Source organism: Pseudomonas sp. A34-9 (genome assembly GCF_029543085.1).
Classification (GTDB): Bacteria; Pseudomonadota; Gammaproteobacteria; order Pseudomonadales; family Pseudomonadaceae; genus Aquipseudomonas.
In genome coordinates this window covers 2,768,524-2,783,386 of sequence record NZ_CP119967.1, presented here as the reverse complement: position 1 = coordinate 2,783,386, position 14,863 = coordinate 2,768,524, and the positions used below count along the sequence as shown (strand labels likewise).

The window sequence follows — 14,863 nt, the reverse complement described above, 5'->3', positions numbered from 1 at the left end:
GCCATGACCTGCCGAATTATCATAGCCGACGATCACCCGCTGTTTCGCGAAGCGATGCTGCGCACGGTTCAGCGGTTGCTGCCCGAAGCCGTTATCGACGAAGCCGGCGATCTCGACGCCGTGCTGGCCCTGCTGCCTTTGGGTGATGCGCCGGACACATTGATTCTCGATCTGCGTTTCCCCGGGCTCACGTGTGTCAGCCAGCTCGCCGAACTGCGTCGACGCTTGCCGCGTACCACGCTGATCGTGGTGTCGATGGTCGATGATGAGTCGTTGATCAGCGAAGTCATGACCGCTGGCATTGACGGTTTTATCGGCAAAAACATTGCCCCCGATGAAATCGGTCAGGCGATTCTGGCGATTCGTGAAGGTGAGGTGCTGGTGAAGTTTGCGCCGTCCGGCTTGCTGCCGCTGGAAACCGGCGCCGCCCTTACGCCTCGTCAGCAAGACGTTCTGCGCTTGATCGCCCAAGGCAAGACCAACAAGGAAATCGCCCGTGAACTGGATATTTCCCCGTTCACGGTGCGGATTCATGTGTCGTCGTTGTTGCGCACCTTGAACGTGCCCTCGCGTGCAGCCGCCGTGAAATACGCAGGAACTCTGTAGGAGCTGCCGCAGGCTGCGATCTTTTGACTTTGTTTTTTAAAAGACAAGATCAAAAGATCGCAGCCTTCGGCAGCTCCTACATGGGGGCGGTGTGTTACGGGTCGACTTGCGCCATCAGCTCTGGCACCGATTCCGGGCGTTTGGCGTAGCGCTGGGCCAGCACCGCACAGACCATCAGTTGAATCTGATGGAACAGCATCAACGGCAGAATCAACACGCCAATCGTGCTGCCGGCAAACAACACCTGCGCCATCGGCACACCGGTGGCCAAGCTCTTTTTCGAGCCGCAGAACAAAATGGTGATGCGGTCTTCCTGGCTGAAGCCGAAGGCCTTGCCGAGCAGTGTCGATGCCAGCAACACCAGCGCCAGCAGGATGCAGCAAACCACCACCAGCCCGAGCAGATCGACTACCGGGATCTGATGCCAGATGCCTTCGTTGACCGCCTCGCTGAATGCGCCGTAGACCACCAACAGAATCGAGCCCTGATCGACGAACTTCAGCCAGTTCTTGTTGCGCCCCACCCACGCACCGATCCAGCGCCGGGCGATCTGCCCGGCAATAAATGGCAGCAGCAATTGCACGCTGATTTTCAGAATCGCATCCAGCGTCGAACCGCCGTCACCGTGGACGTTGAGCAGCAGCGTCACCAACAACGGCGTAAGGAAAATCCCGAACAGGCTCGACGCCGCCGCGCTGCAAATCGCCGCCGGGATATTGCCCCGCGCCAGTGAGGTGAAGGCGATCGCCGACTGCACTGTCGCCGGCAACGCGCACAGGTAAAGCATGCCCATGTACAGCTTGTCGCCGATCAGCGGTGACAGCAGTGGTTTGAGCGCCAGGCCCAGTAACGGGAAAAGCACAAACGTCAGGCCGAACACCAGCAAATGCAGGCGCCAGTGGCCGGCGCCGGCAATGATCGATTCACGCGAGAGCTTGGCGCCATGCAGGAAAAACAACAGGGCGATGGCGATGTTGGTCAGCCAGCCGAAGCCGACGGCGACCTGGCCGCTGGCCGGCAGGAAACTGGCCAGCAGCACGACGCCAATCAGCGTAAGGGTGAAGTTGTCGGGTAAAAAGCGTGGGCGAGTCATGGTCGGTTCATCCGGGGGTTGCCAGTGCGTGCTGACGACTCTAACGTGACTGCCAATTACCGACTAACGCCGAAGGGCCACAAGATGCCGCCTAAAGGACATGACAAAAGCGTGCGGCGCAGCATTCCCGGGCTGCCCAGCCTGCCGCGCCCACTGTACGGGCGCACCGAATCACTGCCCAATCGCGCCCTGACCCGGCGTCACAGTCACCCGTGGGTACAGTTGTCCTATGCGATTCAGGGCGTGCTCGAAATCCAGACCAGCGTCGGCCGCTTTGTCGCCCCGCCGGAGCGCGCCGTGTGGATCCCGGCGGGCGTGCCGCATCGGGTATTCAGCTCGCCGCACACGGAAATGCGCAGCCTCTACATCGATTGCAGCGTCGCCGGATGGGCAATCGAGCGCTGTCATGTGCTCGGCGTCAGCGATCTGCTCAGGGAACTGATCCGCGCGTTCAGTCAGGTCCCGGTGGAATACGACCCGAGTGGCCCGCACGGACGTCTCGCCCAAGTGATCCTCGATCAACTGGCCGAAGCGCCGCAGATCGACCTGATGCTGCCGCTGCCGCAAGACACCCGCTTAAAGCAGATCTACCAGAGCCTTGAACAACACCCGGAACAGCAGACCACGCTGAGCCACTGGAGCGAGAAGTTCGGCGTCACCGAAAAGACCCTTACGCGCCTGTTTCTGCGCGACACCGGCCTGACCTTCCGCGCCTGGCGCCAGCGCTTGCGCCTGCTCGGTGCGCTGACACCGTTGGAGAAAGGGGAGCGCGTCACCGACGTCGCGCTGGCCTGCGGTTATGAATCGACGTCGGCGTTTATTGCGGCGTTTCGCCAACAGTTCGGCGAGACGCCCGGCGAGTTTTTTCGCTGATCAGCGATCCGCCAATTCTTCCAGCAGATCCGCCGACGGCACGAAATACAGACTTCCGGTGACCGCCGTGCTGAAGTCCAACAACTTGTCGTAGTTGCCCGGCGGCTTGCCGACGAACATGTTTTCCAGCATCTGCTCCATCGGCTCGGGCGAGCGCGCATAGCCGATAAAGAAGGTGCCGAACTCCCCGGCTCCCGGACGGCCGAACGGCATGTTGTCCCGGAGGATTTTCACTTCCTCGCCTTGGGCGTTGGTGATGGTGGTCAGCGCGCTGTGCGAGTTGCTCGGTTTGACGGCATCGTCCAGTTCGATATCGGAGAGTTTCGTGCGACCAATCACCCGCTCCTGCGCCTCGACGCTCAAGCCGTTCCAGACGCTCATGTTGTGCAGGTACTTTTGCACCAGCACATAACTGCCACCGCTGAAGTCCGGGTCTTCATCACCGACGATGGTGAAATTGACCGCTTTGCGCCCGACCGGGTTTTCCGTGCCGTCGACGAAACCAATGATGCTGCGCATGTCGAAATAGCGGAAACCCTGCACCTCATCGACCACCGTCACCGCCTCACCGAGGGCCGCCATGATCTGTGTGGCCAGCTCAAAACACAGGTCCATTTGATCGGCGCGGATGTGCAGCAAAAGGTCACCCGGGGTTGCCGGAGCGTGCCGCCCTTCCCCGCCAAACTCGCGAAAACCGTGCAGCGACGCCGGACGCGGACTGCCAAACAGGCGATCCCAGGCATTCGAGGAAAAGCCGCAGATGCACGTCAGATTGCCCGTCGGTACGCGCTTGCCAACCGAACGCACCAGCCCGGCGACATCGCCGCACCAGTCTTTGACGGTTTGCGCGGCTTCAGCTCCTGCATTCAATGTCGCGACAATGAAAATCGCGCTGCTGGTAATCGGACTGCACACCGCTTGAGGTTCGAGAATGTCGGTATTCATCGCTGAAAACATTGCTCCGTAAAAAGTGCCCGAGCTGTTAACGAGGGCGGATAGTTCGTTTTTAACGAACTGTTGCGCAGAAATAAACGATTTTTCTTTGCCGCAAACTCGTCGCTAGCATGGCCTCGTCTGACCCCAATCCAATAATAGACAGGGAGCGTGACATGCCAGCCACAAACATCAATATCGGCGAACCGTGGATGTGGGGCGCCTTCATCGTCTTCGTGCTTGCCATGCTGGCATTGGACCTGTTCGTCTTCGGGGGGCGCAAGGCGCATCGGGTGTCAGTGCGCGAAGCCTTGTCCTGGGTCATCGCCTGGTGCTTGCTGGCACTGAGTTTCGCGGCGCTGCTCTGGTGGTATCTGCACGGCGCGTTCGGCGCTGACACCGCCCGGCAGAAAACCCTCGAATTCCTCACTGGATATCTGATCGAGCAATCGCTGTCGATCGACAACATGTTCGTCTTCGTGATGATCTTCAGCTACTTCGCCGTGCCGCCGGAGCTTCAGCGGCGGGTGTTGCTGTATGGCGTGCTCGGGGCCATCGTGATGCGCGCGGTGATGATTTTTGCCGGTGTCTGGCTGGTTTCCCAGTTCGAATGGCTGCTGTATGCGTTCGGGGTGTTCCTGATCTTCACCGGGATCAAGATGCTGGTGTTTGCCGAGCACCAGCCGGACCTGGACAAGAATCCGTTGCTGCGCTGGGTGCGCGGACATATGCGCATCACCAGTAGCTTTCATGGCGAACGCTTTTTCGTCCTGCAGAACGGCGTGCGCTGGGCGACTCCGATGTTCCTGGTACTGGTGCTGATTGAGGCCAGTGACCTGATGTTTGCGGTCGACAGCATCCCGGCAATCTTCGCCGTGACGACTGATCCGTTCATTGTGTTCACTTCGAATATCTTCGCGATCATGGGATTGCGCGCGCTGTATTTCCTGCTGGCGGACATGGCGGACCGCTTTCACTTGCTCAAGTATGGGCTGGCGATTGTGCTGGTGTTTATCGGCGGCAAGATGGTGTTGCTGCCGTGGCTGCACATGCCGGTGGAATGGTCGTTGGCGGTGGTGGGCGGGGTGATTCTGGGTTCGGTCCTGTTGAGTCTCGCCATTACTCGCAAACAAGACCAGAAACAACCTCTGTAGGAGCTGCCGCAGGCTGCGATCTTTTGACTTTGACTTTCTAAAACAAGATCAAAAGATCGCAGCCTGCGGCAGCTCCTACAGGGGGATGTGGGTTATTTATCGGACTTGATGTTGGTCCACACGCGTGTGCGTACACGCTCGATTTTCTGCGGCAACGGTTGCACGACGTAGAGGTTTTTCAGCGCTTCAGGTGTCGGCGTCAGGTTCGGGTTGCCGGTGATTTCCTTGTTGATCAGCGGCATCGAATCCTTGTTCGCATTCGGGTAGCCGAGGAAGTCGCTGATCGGTGCGATCACTTTCGGGTCGAGCAGGTTGTTGAGGAATTCATGGGCCTCGGCGACGTTCTTCGCGCTCTTCGGAATCGCAAAGGTGTCGAACCAGATCGGCGCGCCTTCCTTCGGCAGACGCCAATCAACGACTACACCGTTGCCGGCTTCTTTGGCGCGGTTGCCGAACTGGTAGAAGCTGCCGGAGTAACCGATGGCCACACAGATGTCGCCGTTGGCAATGTCGGTCATGTATTTGGCCGAGTTGAAATAGGTCACGTAGGGGCGAACCTTGAGCATCAGCTCCTTGGCTTTTTCATAGTCGGCGGGGTTCTGGCTGTTCGGGTCGAGGCCCAGGTAATGCAGGGCCAGCGGCAGGATTTCCGTTGGCGAATCAAGCATCGCCACGCCGCAGGATTTGAGCTTTTCCATGTTCTCCGGTTTGAACACCAGATCCCAACTGTCTACCGGCGCGTTGTCGCCCAGTGCCGCTTTGACCTTGGCCGGGTTGAAGCCGATCAATACGGTGCCGACCATGTACGGGACGCCGTACTGGTTGCCCGGATCGTTCTTGCCCAGCAGTTTCAACAGTTCCGGATCCTGGTGGCTCCAGTTCGGCAGTTTCGATTTATCCAGTTTCTGAAACACGCCAGCCTTGATCTGCGTTTCAAGGAACTGGTTCGACGGCACCACCAAGTCGTAACCGGAGTTGCCGGTCAGCAGTTTGGCTTCCAGGGATTCGTTGGTGTCGAAGGTGTCCCAGGTCACTTTGATGCCGCTTTTCGCGGCGAAATCCTTGGGCACGGACGGCAGGATGTAGTCCGCCCAGTTGTACACGCGCAATTCGCGTTGCTCGGCTTGAACCGCGCCGGCCAGCAGCGTCAGCCCACACACTGTGGCACCCAGAATACGTTTCATCGTGACCATGGTTGTTCCCCAAAAAGCAGCGTGAGTTCGATGGTTTTTATGTTCTGTACACGGCAGCGGCTGTAAAGGTAGCCGGGGTAAAAAAAGGTTCAGCGTCTGGTTGTGGCTTTGATTCTTGCTGACAGCGTAGACGGAGCACAGTGGGGGATGGGCCAAAAGGGGATCGATGTGGCCAATTTGATTGACCGCCGGGATGCGGAAACAACAATGCCCGGCAAATGACCGGGCATTGTGCTGAAGCGGATCAGATCAGTCGGTGTAACCCAACCGGGCCGCCCTGCTCTGCTCAGCCTGGCCGCGCGTGGCCAGGCAGTAATACAACGGCACGGTGACCACCAGGCCGACCAGCCAGGACAAGTCCGCGCCCTCGACCAGATTGGCGTACGGCCCGACATACAGCGAGGTATTGGCAAACGGCAACTGCACGAGGATGCCAATGAAATAGGCAATGATCGCGTGCAGGTTGAAGCGTCCGTAAACCCCGCCATCGGCGCGGAAGATCGAGGTGATGTCGTAGCAGCCGCGCTTGATCAGGTAGAAGTCGATCAGGTTGATCGACGCCCAGGGCACCAGCACCAGCAGCAACGCCAGAATCAAACCAATGAACTCGGAAATGAAATCCGCCGACGCGCCCAGTGCGACCACGCAGCAACCCGCCAGTACCACGCTCGACAACACGACGCGCACCTTGATGCTCGGCGTCCATTGACTGGCAAAGGTCTGGATCGAAGTGATGATCGACAGCACCGCGCCATACAGATTCAGCGCGTTGTGGCTGATGATATTAAGCAGGAACAACACCATCAGAATCGGCCCGAGCCACCCGGTCGACTGCTTGACCGCGACCATCGCTTCGGTGCCTTCCGGTGTGGCCAGCACGGCAACTGCACCAAAGCTGAACGACAGAATCGTGCCCAGCGTCGCGCCCAGATAAGTAGCCCAGAACGGTTTGGCAATGCCAATGCCCGCCGGCAGGTAACGCGAGTAATCGGACACATACGGCGAAAAGCTGATCTGCCAGATGATCCCCAGCGACACCGTCGCCAGCCAGCCGGACAGGTTGAAACTGCCGCGCGTGAGAAAGTCCGCCGGCAAGTCATGGGCAAAGATATAGATGAAGCCCGCCAGCAACGCGCTGCCCATCACCCAGGTGCCGATGCGGTTCAGCGTGTGGATGAAGTTATAGCCGATCACGCCAATTGCCGTGGCCGCCAGCGCACCGATCAAAATGCTTAACGGCGCCGGCACAGAGGGGGCGATGCCGACGATGGATTTACCGGCCAGCACGATGTTGGAAATGAAGAAGCCGATGTAGATGATCGCCGCAAAGAACACGATCAACAGCGCGCCGTAACGGCCGAACTGGCCGCGACTCTGGACCATTTGCGGAATACCCATGCGCGGACCTTGCGCCGACGCCAGCGCAATCACCACACCGCCGATCAGGTGCCCCAGCGCAATCGCCAGCAGCCCCCAGAGCAAATCGAGGTGGAACACCTGAACCACCATGGCGCCGGTGACGATGGGCAGTGGCGCAATGTTGGTGCTGAACCACAGGGTGAACAGGTCGCGGGCCTTCCCGTGGCGTTCCGCGAGTGGGACGTAGTCGACCGTATGGTTCTCGATCAACGGATCTTGCCGGGACATCTGGGACATATGCATGAACTCGAGTTTGTCTGTTCTTATCGTTGTATGAAGCCAAACCGGGGGGACTCTGCGGCCGCCCCTCAGATGCAGACCATATTATGGTATTCCAAACAATTCACAAGACTGATCCGTAGTTTGCGGCGCTATCTGATCCGCCATCCTCGCTGAAACCACGGGCTGCGGCGCAGTTGAAAGCCCTGTAAACGCTGAGTTTCCGACGAACGCGGCAGGTTTATCGGTTCAGCTGAAAAGCCCTTGCAAAGATCGAATACTGGTATACCATCAGACCAACAACACATAAAAACAGCAGCACCACACCCGAGGACCGACCAATGATCGATGCCGCCATCTACAAACAAGTCATGGGCTCGTTCCCGTCCGGCGTAACCGTTATTACCACCCTGGATGATGACGGTCAGATTGTCGGCCTGACCGCCAGCGCCTTCAGCTCGCTGTCGATGGACCCGGCGCTGGTGCTGTTCTGCCCCAACTACAGCTCTGATTCCTACCCGGTGCTGATCAAAAACAAACGCTTTGCCATCCACGTTCTGTCCGGCGGCCAGCAGAGCGAAGCCTACGCCTTCGCCCGCAAAGGCAAGGACAAGGCACAGGGCATCGAGTGGACCTTGAGCGAACTGGGTAACCCGATCCTCGCCAATGCGACAGCTATCATCGAGTGTGAGCTGTGGCGCGAATACGAAGGCGGCGACCACGCCATCATGGTCGGCGCGGTGAAGAACCTGATCGTCCCCGAGCAGATCGCCGGGCCACTGGTGTACTGCCACGGCAAGATGGGCGCCCTGCCCGTTCTGGCCTGATCGTCAGCCCTGGACAATTCCACTGTAGGAGTGAGCCTGCTCGCGATAGCGATTTATCCGATGTCGATGTGTCTCGTGACACACCGCAATCGCGAGCAAGCTCGCTCCCACATGTAGCCTCAACAACAAAAGATCCGAGGAAGCGTCATGAAATTTTCCCTGTTCATCCACATGGAACGCTGGGACGAAAGCGTCAGCCATCGCCAACTGTTCGAAGACCTCACCGAACTGACCCTGATGGCCGAGGCCGGTGGTTTCAGCACCGTGTGGATCGGCGAACACCACGCCATGGAATACACCATCTCGCCAAGCCCGATGCCATTGCTCGCCTACCTCGCCGCCAAAACCACCACCATCCACCTCGGCGCCGGCACCATCATCGCGCCGTTCTGGCATCCGCTGCGCGTTGCTGGTGAATGCGCGTTGCTCGACGTCATCAGCAACGGTCGTATGGAAGTCGGCCTGGCCCGCGGCGCCTATCAGGTTGAATTCGATCGCATGGCCGGCGGCATGCCCGCTTCATCCGGAGGACAGGCATTGCGCGAAATGGTCCCGGTGGTCCGCGCACTGTGGCAAGGCGACTACGCCCACGACGGCGACATCTGGAAATTCCCGACCTCGACCAGCGTACCGAAGCCGATCCAAAAGCCGAATCCGCCGATGTGGATCGCCGCCCGCGACCCTGACTCGCACAACTTCGCCGTGGCCAATGGCTGCAACGTAATGGTCACGCCGTTGATGAAGGGCGACGAAGAAGTCCTCGATTTGAAGAACAAATTCCAGACCGCGCTGGATAACAACCCGGATGTGCCGCGTCCGCAATTGATGGTGCTGCGTCATACCCACGTGCACACCGCTGATAACCCGGACGGCTGGAAAGTCGGCGCGAAAGCGATCTCACGGTTCTACCGCACGTTCGATGCGTGGTTCGGCAACAAGGAAACGCCGGTCAATGGCTTCCTCGCGCCGAGCCCGGAAGAAAAGTTTGCCGGACGTCCGGAGTTTGAGCTGGAGAGTTTGCACAAAACGGCGATGATCGGTACGCCGGAAGAAATCATTCCGCGGATCAAGTACTACCAGGAACTGGGGGTGGATGAGTTCAGTTTCTGGTGTGATAACAGCTTGCCGCATGAGGAGAAGAAGAAGTCGCTGGAGTTGTTTATCAAGCACGTGGTGCCGGCGTTTCAGTAAACTCTTACTGGCTCAGCCCGGTAAATGAAAACGCCCCGGCAAAGTTCGGGGCGTTTTAGTTTTACGCGGGTTCATCGTCCCAGAAATTTCCTGCGGGTGCGTATTGTCCATCTCGGAAAACAGTGCACCAACCAAAGCTTCGGTAGAACATTTCAAGATCAATGATCTGGTAAAGGCTTTCGCTAATTTTACTTAACGTAATGAGACTATTGGCATAGTGAGTGTATTGACCACCCGCCCCGGCGACCGCCCGTCGTTCCAGTTCCTCACGACTCCAGCCCGATACTATCCCGGATGATTCAGGGACCGTATCCGAGAAGGAAATTTCGAACTGCTTTGAAACCTTGCAAAAGCAGGGAATCCGTTGCTGTCTGAGCAAATCATCGGAGATGAGGTTGTCAGGGAAATGAATGTGTAATTTCAAATGGCTCAGGCTCCGATGAAGCTACGTTGACCTCAAAAACGCTGAAAAACGGGGTCAGCCGACGTTTCTAAGTATTCGCTAAACAAGGTCTACCCACATTTATTTCATACCACTGTACGGATCAGCGATATTATCACCCAACTCAGTAATTGCCTCTTCGATCTCGATAGCCACTTCTGAGGACAGCTCACTGATATTCTGGCTTGATATAAAGTCAAACAGTCCAGCCAACCCAAGGTCTGCCGCAACGACGATCGATCCCTCAGCAAATTCGAAATCAAACCCATCCCACTCACTGATCAAGACTTTTTTAATTTGAGTCTTTAGTGGCTCGCACAACGGTTCATAGGTGTGCCACTGACGATCACTGAGCTCTAACAAAGCCACTAAAAAATCATGCTTTGACTTTCCAGAGAAAGACTTCTCCATGAGCAGTTCGTGTAGCTCCTTTGCCACATCTTCTACAGGCATCGAGTCAGGAAGCGATTGATAATAGAAAAGAGTCTTCGTCATTTATAATCTACACGCAATAAAGGGTAACGGGGACACGGCGCGCTTTCGGAATATTCTCTAAAAGTGATCTACCCCACTTATCCTCCGCCTCCAATCCGACACTTTCCTTATGGCGTTCCTAAGAGGTTTTTATATTTTGCATAAACCGCGCTTCGCGAAAGAATAGCATCGTCCACGTCATTTAATATACAGGAGCACGCCGCCGCAAAGCTCAAAAAAACCTCCACATACATCAACTTGGCGTGCTCAGTATGATCCAGATCAACCTCGATCATTACCTGCGGAGTGTCTCCTAAAACATCCTGCCACTCCTGCAGATCTTCGGCATCATAAAACTCTTCAAGAATATCTCTTGAATGCAAGGACAACCAGATGCTTGAATCGCCCTGACCAAAGGTGCCCCGATGAGGCATGCCGGAACTCACGAACCCACCCTGTGCCAGGATGATTTCCTTAAAATCGTCTGTGGTCAACTTTTCTGATGAAATGATTATCGCTGATAATGACATAATTATGATCCCCCGCCCCCATTCCTACCTGTTCCACGTAACCTTCAATCAGACTTATGTGGCTGGCTTAAATTATCAATCATCTTATTCCGCTAATCAGCAGAGACGCAACAAACCGGGATCAAACTCAATTAGTACGGGAAGTCCCCCAGGGCTTGTACCCATTTATCCCATTTTCCTTCTATCCATTCTCAAGAAGCCCACTGGGTTTTATCAGGATACTCGCCTTTTACGAAGAGCCGAGCGAGCTTCATACCCGCTCTTTCCGACCATTTTCCGCTTACATCCAACGGGCATTCCTTTATGACGCTTATAGTTTCCTTTATTTTATCTAGCCGTATCAGACCTACATCGCCGCCCCGGCCAAACGTATATTCCACATACTCTTCAGTCTCCAAAACCTTGTCCATCTCTATATAAATAGCCACGTACACCTCTCAATTTAGTGACCTGAATAACGAATCTGTCCCTGAGAAATCCCTGATTTTTCTTACAGAAAATCAAGAAGTTGGAATATTGAAGAGACCTGCATGAGTCGGCAACTTGGTTTGCACCACACAAATACAAGAAAGCGAACCCATGCAGGCCATCCGATTTTTACACAGAGCGCTCGCTCAAGCACTGCTCTCTATCCATTCTCGTCGCCTGACATCACTGATGAGTTGTGTCAGTTCGTTACTGCATGGACGTCGCCTGACACTGACCGCTCTTGGCCGTTTTATGAAGGGAAAACCGGGATAGACCACATTTTCGGAATACCGTCTAAACGTGATCTGTCCCCCATTTACACCCATTTACACCTCAGGGTCTGCCCCCTTTTTTTCGATTAGATATGTGGGGTTCCATCAGAGACGGAATGACCGCCTTTATAGTTTTTACCAACCTAGATGTGTCGTTTAGACAATCAACATCCTCACTGACGCCCGGTACTCGAAGCAAAGCATCAATCGTATCCCTGGCGGCTTCAACATTTACAACCCAATAATCTGACTTGATGTCTGCAAGTGCAGAAATTAATTCACCATCATACCGATCCCCTGCCAGAACATCTTCTGACAAAAAACGCGTAGCGATAGTTAATAGATTAGCGACAAACAAATCCTGTCTCAAAGCTCGACATACATCGCCGACCTCAAAATCGCCAAAATCCGTATCACGAACAGACAGATACCACTCGCTCAAAGAGGACATCTGCTCTTCTGGTGACCAAGCAACCGAATATTTTTTTTTCCAACTCTCGAAATGTCATATTCCTGCACCATTCAGGGCCGATTCGATTCGGCTAATAGTATCCAACGCTCGTTGACGTGTCGCCGCTGCCACAGGGTCAGTTACGCCTTTCAAAGTTTCAGTGTGATTTCTCAATCCTCGGAGTAGATCATTCATCTCTTTGAGGTGGTCCCAATAGCCTCCACCAGGCTTCGGAACTGGGTCACCAGCCATGTCTCTGAGTGGGAAAACGGGGACAGACCACGTTTTCGGAGTGCTTTCTAAACGTGGTCTGTCCCCATTTATCTCAGAGATCGACACTCCGCTCGGGTTAATATTTTTAATATGCTGCTCCCAATCCCCTTTAGGAATAGGGTTGGACGATAGCCGTGGATTATAAACATATCGACCATCCGTATAGACTTGGTGGGGAAAACGGGGGCAGACGACGTTTTTTTGAATAAATTTTAAAGCCTCGGCTTGCTCCCTTTATCTAAATGTGGTCTGTCCCCATTTACAACTTCTTGATTTTCTGTAATAAAAATTGGGGATTCCTCAGGGTCTACCCCATTTATTCGTCCCCATTTATTCCCCAACTAATAAATCTATCTTGGCGAAAACCGTCTACGCAAAAATGTTTTGTAGCTGTCAGGGGCGGCACTTATTAAAGTCTCGAGATCATCACCACGGACAAGAGAATGATCAACTATAGACTCAACAAAATAGTACAGATGCTCAGAGTTCTCACTCAATAGAAACTCGAACTCTCGAAGAAATTCCAATACACGTTCAAATGAATTTTCCTGCACCAAGGTGCTGCCTAAAAACTCGTACGCGGATACGTAGTATGACTTATCAATAATGCAATCCACGCCACCTAACTCTTTTAATGAAGCTTCCAGCGCTTGAGCGGAAAAGAAGGGCAAAGAAACCAACCACAAAACAAAACTTCTGAAGCGCTCATCGGCCAAGAGCATTATCGACATCCTTTATTAGCTGTTTAGCAAAATCAATACCCCGCTGACTGTAAGGATCTTTCCGGGCGGTCGATTATCGGCATTACGAACTAGATCACTCAGTCTATTGCTAACCTCGATGGCTTTTTGCTCAGGGTAAAAAGGGGCCAGACCACGTTTTCAGAGTGCTTTCTAAACGTGGTCTGTCCCCATTTATCCCAGCGTTGGATTGTTTATGAATTTCAGCAACTGCTCCTGTTTCCCTGCTTTAGTACCGCTCGCCACTTCGATAATGAAATTAGGCGTTTCAGCATCAATTTCGCCAAGACCCAAGGGTTTCCCGTCTACCAGTAAAACGGGGACAGCCCACGTTTTGGAGTATTTCTAAGTGTGGTCTGTCCCCATTTCCCCTAAGTCATTTTTGAACAGTTCGCGTAAGCATCTGCCGGCTGCCCGCCCTGCCCTCCAAGCGCCAAATACTGAGCATGAGGGGTAACTATGTGCGAGTGCTCTGATTGTGCGTTAATACGGTAACTTGACCAGCGATATTGTGCCGGATGAGCTACCATTTTCGCTCTGACTGGATTCATTTCGATGTATCGATAACAGCACAACAAATATCGTTCACTCTCAACAAGACATGAACGATATCGGCCTTCCCACAAACTTCCGCTGCGACGATACGTACGATTTACATATTGGACGTATCTCTGGCCGACACCTTTCATCAGCAGGCTTGCGCTGTTGGCATTATGAGGACTTATTAACAAATGAACGTGATTAGTCATTAAGCACCACGCATGAATATCACAATCATTTTTAGAGGCCTGTTCGGCCAAAAGCTCCAAATAAAAAAGGTAGTCTTCCTCGGTAAAAAAACAGGCAGTTCTATTGTTACCTCGCTGAATCAAGTGCAGTGGTACGTCTGGCATCGAAACTCGGGGTCTACGCGGCATCGTTGAATCCTTTCAATTGGTCGAACTGAAAGCTTAGCGGGCCGCATGGCTAAAATGACGGAGAAATTTAACGTATTGTTTCAGCCAATTAGATTAAACGTGGTCTGTCCCCATTTACTCCAGTAACTAACTGACACAACTCATCAGTGATGTCAGGCGACGAGAATGGATAGAGGGCAGTGCTTGAGCGAGCGCTTTGTGCAAAAATCGGATGGCCTGCATGGGGTCGGTTTCTTGTATTTGTGTGGTGCAAACCAAGTTGCCGACTCATGCAGGTCTCTTCAATATTCCAACTTTTTGATTTTCTGTAAGAAAAATCGGGGATCCCTCAGGGTCTGTCCCCATTTACCACCCAAAAAAATCACCTCTTCAAAAGCATTTTCTCCAGATCCAGCACAGATAACAGCCCCACATTACTTTTCGTCATTTTTGCACTTTCAATAGCAGCGTTAATCGGAACTGAATACTTTGACACATCCAAACCGAGGCTCACCATGGACCTAATGGCATCCAATGCCGCACACGTTACTTCCTCACTTCCGCGAGACATTACCTCAAGCAACACATAAAGCGCTCGCTCTTCAGCAACGTCTCCCATTGATTCACACATGCGCAAAACCCAGTACTCGCTCTTATCTCTTACAGACGACAAAAGAATCGACCAGTCATCTTCGGAAAAATCGTCCAACATATCTGAAGCTTCAACAATTGCGACATCGGACCAATAATCGATTGGAAATTCATCTGTCGCAAACCGACCAATCAACTCATCATATTTCTTATACATA

At 54.1% G+C, this 14,863-nt stretch carries 16 protein-coding genes and 2 pseudogenes; 6 read left to right on the top strand and 12 right to left on the bottom strand.

All coding sequences use genetic code 11. The features are described 5' to 3' along the window. Nucleotides 1-3: 3 nt before the first annotated feature. The gene (locus P3G59_RS12530; protein WP_277761790.1) at nucleotides 4-606 is read left to right on the top strand and encodes a response regulator transcription factor; all 603 of its coding nucleotides are present in this window, start codon (nucleotides 4-6) and stop codon (nucleotides 604-606) included. Nucleotides 607-700: 94 nt separating this feature from the next. Here the strand turns inward: P3G59_RS12530 and P3G59_RS12525 are convergent, their stop codons facing one another. Next, nucleotides 701-1,699, bottom strand: coding sequence for a bile acid:sodium symporter family protein (locus tag P3G59_RS12525; RefSeq protein ID WP_064587897.1), 999 nt, complete (start codon nucleotides 1,697-1,699; stop codon nucleotides 701-703). Nucleotides 1,700-1,783: 84 nt separating this feature from the next. On the opposite strand from P3G59_RS12525, the gene P3G59_RS12520 reads away from it, so the two are divergent. Further along, a complete protein-coding gene (locus tag P3G59_RS12520) occupies nucleotides 1,784-2,572 on the top strand; it encodes a helix-turn-helix transcriptional regulator (RefSeq protein ID WP_277761789.1) in 789 nt (262 codons plus the stop codon). On the opposite strand, the gene P3G59_RS12515 is transcribed toward P3G59_RS12520, so the two are convergent. Continuing rightward, nucleotides 2,573-3,517 (bottom strand): Dyp-type peroxidase, encoded by a 945-nt coding sequence (locus tag P3G59_RS12515; protein WP_277761788.1) that lies wholly within the window; start codon nucleotides 3,515-3,517, stop codon nucleotides 2,573-2,575. Between the two features lie 164 nt (nucleotides 3,518-3,681). On the opposite strand from P3G59_RS12515, the gene P3G59_RS12510 reads away from it, so the two are divergent. Next, complete coding sequence (locus P3G59_RS12510) at nucleotides 3,682-4,659, top strand: TerC family protein (protein ID WP_277761787.1); 978 nt, start codon at nucleotides 3,682-3,684, stop codon at nucleotides 4,657-4,659. 92 nt (nucleotides 4,660-4,751) lie between these two features. Here P3G59_RS12510 and P3G59_RS12505 read toward each other — a convergent pair whose 3' ends face one another. After that, nucleotides 4,752-5,852, bottom strand: a complete 1,101-nt coding sequence (locus P3G59_RS12505) for a polyamine ABC transporter substrate-binding protein (protein ID WP_277761786.1) — start codon at nucleotides 5,850-5,852, stop codon at nucleotides 4,752-4,754. A gap of 249 nt (nucleotides 5,853-6,101) precedes the next feature. After that, the gene (locus P3G59_RS12500) at nucleotides 6,102-7,508 is read right to left on the bottom strand and encodes a cytosine permease (RefSeq protein WP_277761785.1); all 1,407 of its coding nucleotides are present in this window, start codon (nucleotides 7,506-7,508) and stop codon (nucleotides 6,102-6,104) included. A 323-nt stretch (nucleotides 7,509-7,831) separates the two neighbouring features. Between P3G59_RS12500 and P3G59_RS12495 the strand changes: the two genes are divergently transcribed. Both P3G59_RS12495 and P3G59_RS12490 read left to right on the top strand, forming a co-directional pair. Further along, nucleotides 7,832-8,317: a flavin reductase family protein gene (locus tag P3G59_RS12495; RefSeq protein WP_016987069.1), complete on the top strand. Its 486-nt coding sequence runs from the start codon at nucleotides 7,832-7,834 to the stop codon at nucleotides 8,315-8,317. Nucleotides 8,318-8,464: 147 nt separating this feature from the next. Beyond that, nucleotides 8,465-9,508, top strand: a complete 1,044-nt coding sequence (locus P3G59_RS12490) for an LLM class flavin-dependent oxidoreductase (protein ID WP_277761784.1) — start codon at nucleotides 8,465-8,467, stop codon at nucleotides 9,506-9,508. Between the two features lie 61 nt (nucleotides 9,509-9,569). On the opposite strand, the gene P3G59_RS12485 is transcribed toward P3G59_RS12490, so the two are convergent. The 4 genes from P3G59_RS12485 to P3G59_RS12470 form a co-directional block, all read right to left on the bottom strand. Continuing rightward, nucleotides 9,570-9,932: a hypothetical protein gene (locus P3G59_RS12485; protein WP_277761783.1), complete on the bottom strand. Its 363-nt coding sequence runs from the start codon at nucleotides 9,930-9,932 to the stop codon at nucleotides 9,570-9,572. A 99-nt stretch (nucleotides 9,933-10,031) separates the two neighbouring features. Further along, the gene (locus P3G59_RS12480) at nucleotides 10,032-10,445 is read right to left on the bottom strand and encodes a hypothetical protein (RefSeq protein WP_277761782.1); all 414 of its coding nucleotides are present in this window, start codon (nucleotides 10,443-10,445) and stop codon (nucleotides 10,032-10,034) included. A 107-nt stretch (nucleotides 10,446-10,552) separates the two neighbouring features. Beyond that, nucleotides 10,553-10,954 (bottom strand): hypothetical protein, encoded by a 402-nt coding sequence (locus P3G59_RS12475; protein ID WP_277761781.1) that lies wholly within the window; start codon nucleotides 10,952-10,954, stop codon nucleotides 10,553-10,555. A gap of 191 nt (nucleotides 10,955-11,145) precedes the next feature. Beyond that, nucleotides 11,146-11,382 carry a hypothetical protein gene (locus P3G59_RS12470; protein ID WP_150751900.1) on the bottom strand — a complete coding sequence of 79 codons (237 nt, stop codon included), beginning with the start codon at nucleotides 11,380-11,382 and terminating at the stop codon, nucleotides 11,146-11,148. A gap of 151 nt (nucleotides 11,383-11,533) precedes the next feature. Between P3G59_RS12470 and P3G59_RS12465 the strand changes: the two are divergent. Beyond that, nucleotides 11,534-11,683 (top strand): annotated as a pseudogene (locus tag P3G59_RS12465) (IS4 family transposase); the annotation flags it as partial. Nucleotides 11,684-11,755: 72 nt separating this feature from the next. On the opposite strand, the pseudogene P3G59_RS12460 reads toward P3G59_RS12465, so the two are convergent. The 4 genes and pseudogenes from P3G59_RS12460 to P3G59_RS12445 form a co-directional block, all read right to left on the bottom strand. After that, nucleotides 11,756-12,151 (bottom strand): annotated as a pseudogene (locus tag P3G59_RS12460) (contact-dependent growth inhibition system immunity protein); the annotation flags it as partial. Between the two features lie 617 nt (nucleotides 12,152-12,768). Then, a complete protein-coding gene (locus tag P3G59_RS12455) occupies nucleotides 12,769-13,140 on the bottom strand; it encodes a hypothetical protein (protein WP_277761780.1) in 372 nt (123 codons plus the stop codon). A gap of 389 nt (nucleotides 13,141-13,529) precedes the next feature. Further along, nucleotides 13,530-14,051: a transposase gene (locus tag P3G59_RS12450; RefSeq protein WP_277761779.1), complete on the bottom strand. Its 522-nt coding sequence runs from the start codon at nucleotides 14,049-14,051 to the stop codon at nucleotides 13,530-13,532. 385 nt (nucleotides 14,052-14,436) lie between these two features. Continuing rightward, entirely contained in the window at nucleotides 14,437-14,862 is a 426-nt protein-coding gene (locus P3G59_RS12445; RefSeq protein ID WP_277761778.1) for a hypothetical protein, read from the bottom strand. Nucleotide 14,863 lies beyond the last annotated feature (1 nt).

Excerpts from the sequence above, each read along its gene's own strand:
- P3G59_RS12530 (WP_277761790.1), top strand. The coding sequence starts at position 4 with ATGACCTGCCGAATTATCATAGCCGACGATCACCCGCTGTTTCGCGAA.
- P3G59_RS12510 (WP_277761787.1), top strand. The coding sequence starts at position 3,682 with ATGCCAGCCACAAACATCAATATCGGCGAACCGTGGATGTGGGGCGCC.
- P3G59_RS12475 (WP_277761781.1), bottom strand. The coding sequence starts at position 10,954 with ATGTCATTATCAGCGATAATCATTTCATCAGAAAAGTTGACCACAGAC.
- P3G59_RS12495 (WP_016987069.1), top strand. The coding sequence starts at position 7,832 with ATGATCGATGCCGCCATCTACAAACAAGTCATGGGCTCGTTCCCGTCC.
- P3G59_RS12505 (WP_277761786.1), bottom strand. The coding sequence starts at position 5,852 with ATGGTCACGATGAAACGTATTCTGGGTGCCACAGTGTGTGGGCTGACG.
- P3G59_RS12455 (WP_277761780.1), bottom strand. The coding sequence starts at position 13,140 with ATGCTCTTGGCCGATGAGCGCTTCAGAAGTTTTGTTTTGTGGTTGGTT.
- P3G59_RS12515 (WP_277761788.1), bottom strand. The coding sequence starts at position 3,517 with ATGAATACCGACATTCTCGAACCTCAAGCGGTGTGCAGTCCGATTACC.
- P3G59_RS12525 (WP_064587897.1), bottom strand. The coding sequence starts at position 1,699 with ATGACTCGCCCACGCTTTTTACCCGACAACTTCACCCTTACGCTGATT.
- P3G59_RS12480 (WP_277761782.1), bottom strand. The coding sequence starts at position 10,445 with ATGACGAAGACTCTTTTCTATTATCAATCGCTTCCTGACTCGATGCCT.
- P3G59_RS12520 (WP_277761789.1), top strand. The coding sequence starts at position 1,784 with ATGCCGCCTAAAGGACATGACAAAAGCGTGCGGCGCAGCATTCCCGGG.
- P3G59_RS12500 (WP_277761785.1), bottom strand. The coding sequence starts at position 7,508 with ATGTCCCAGATGTCCCGGCAAGATCCGTTGATCGAGAACCATACGGTC.
- P3G59_RS12490 (WP_277761784.1), top strand. The coding sequence starts at position 8,465 with ATGAAATTTTCCCTGTTCATCCACATGGAACGCTGGGACGAAAGCGTC.
- P3G59_RS12450 (WP_277761779.1), bottom strand. The coding sequence starts at position 14,051 with ATGCCAGACGTACCACTGCACTTGATTCAGCGAGGTAACAATAGAACT.
- P3G59_RS12445 (WP_277761778.1), bottom strand. The coding sequence starts at position 14,862 with ATGTATAAGAAATATGATGAGTTGATTGGTCGGTTTGCGACAGATGAA.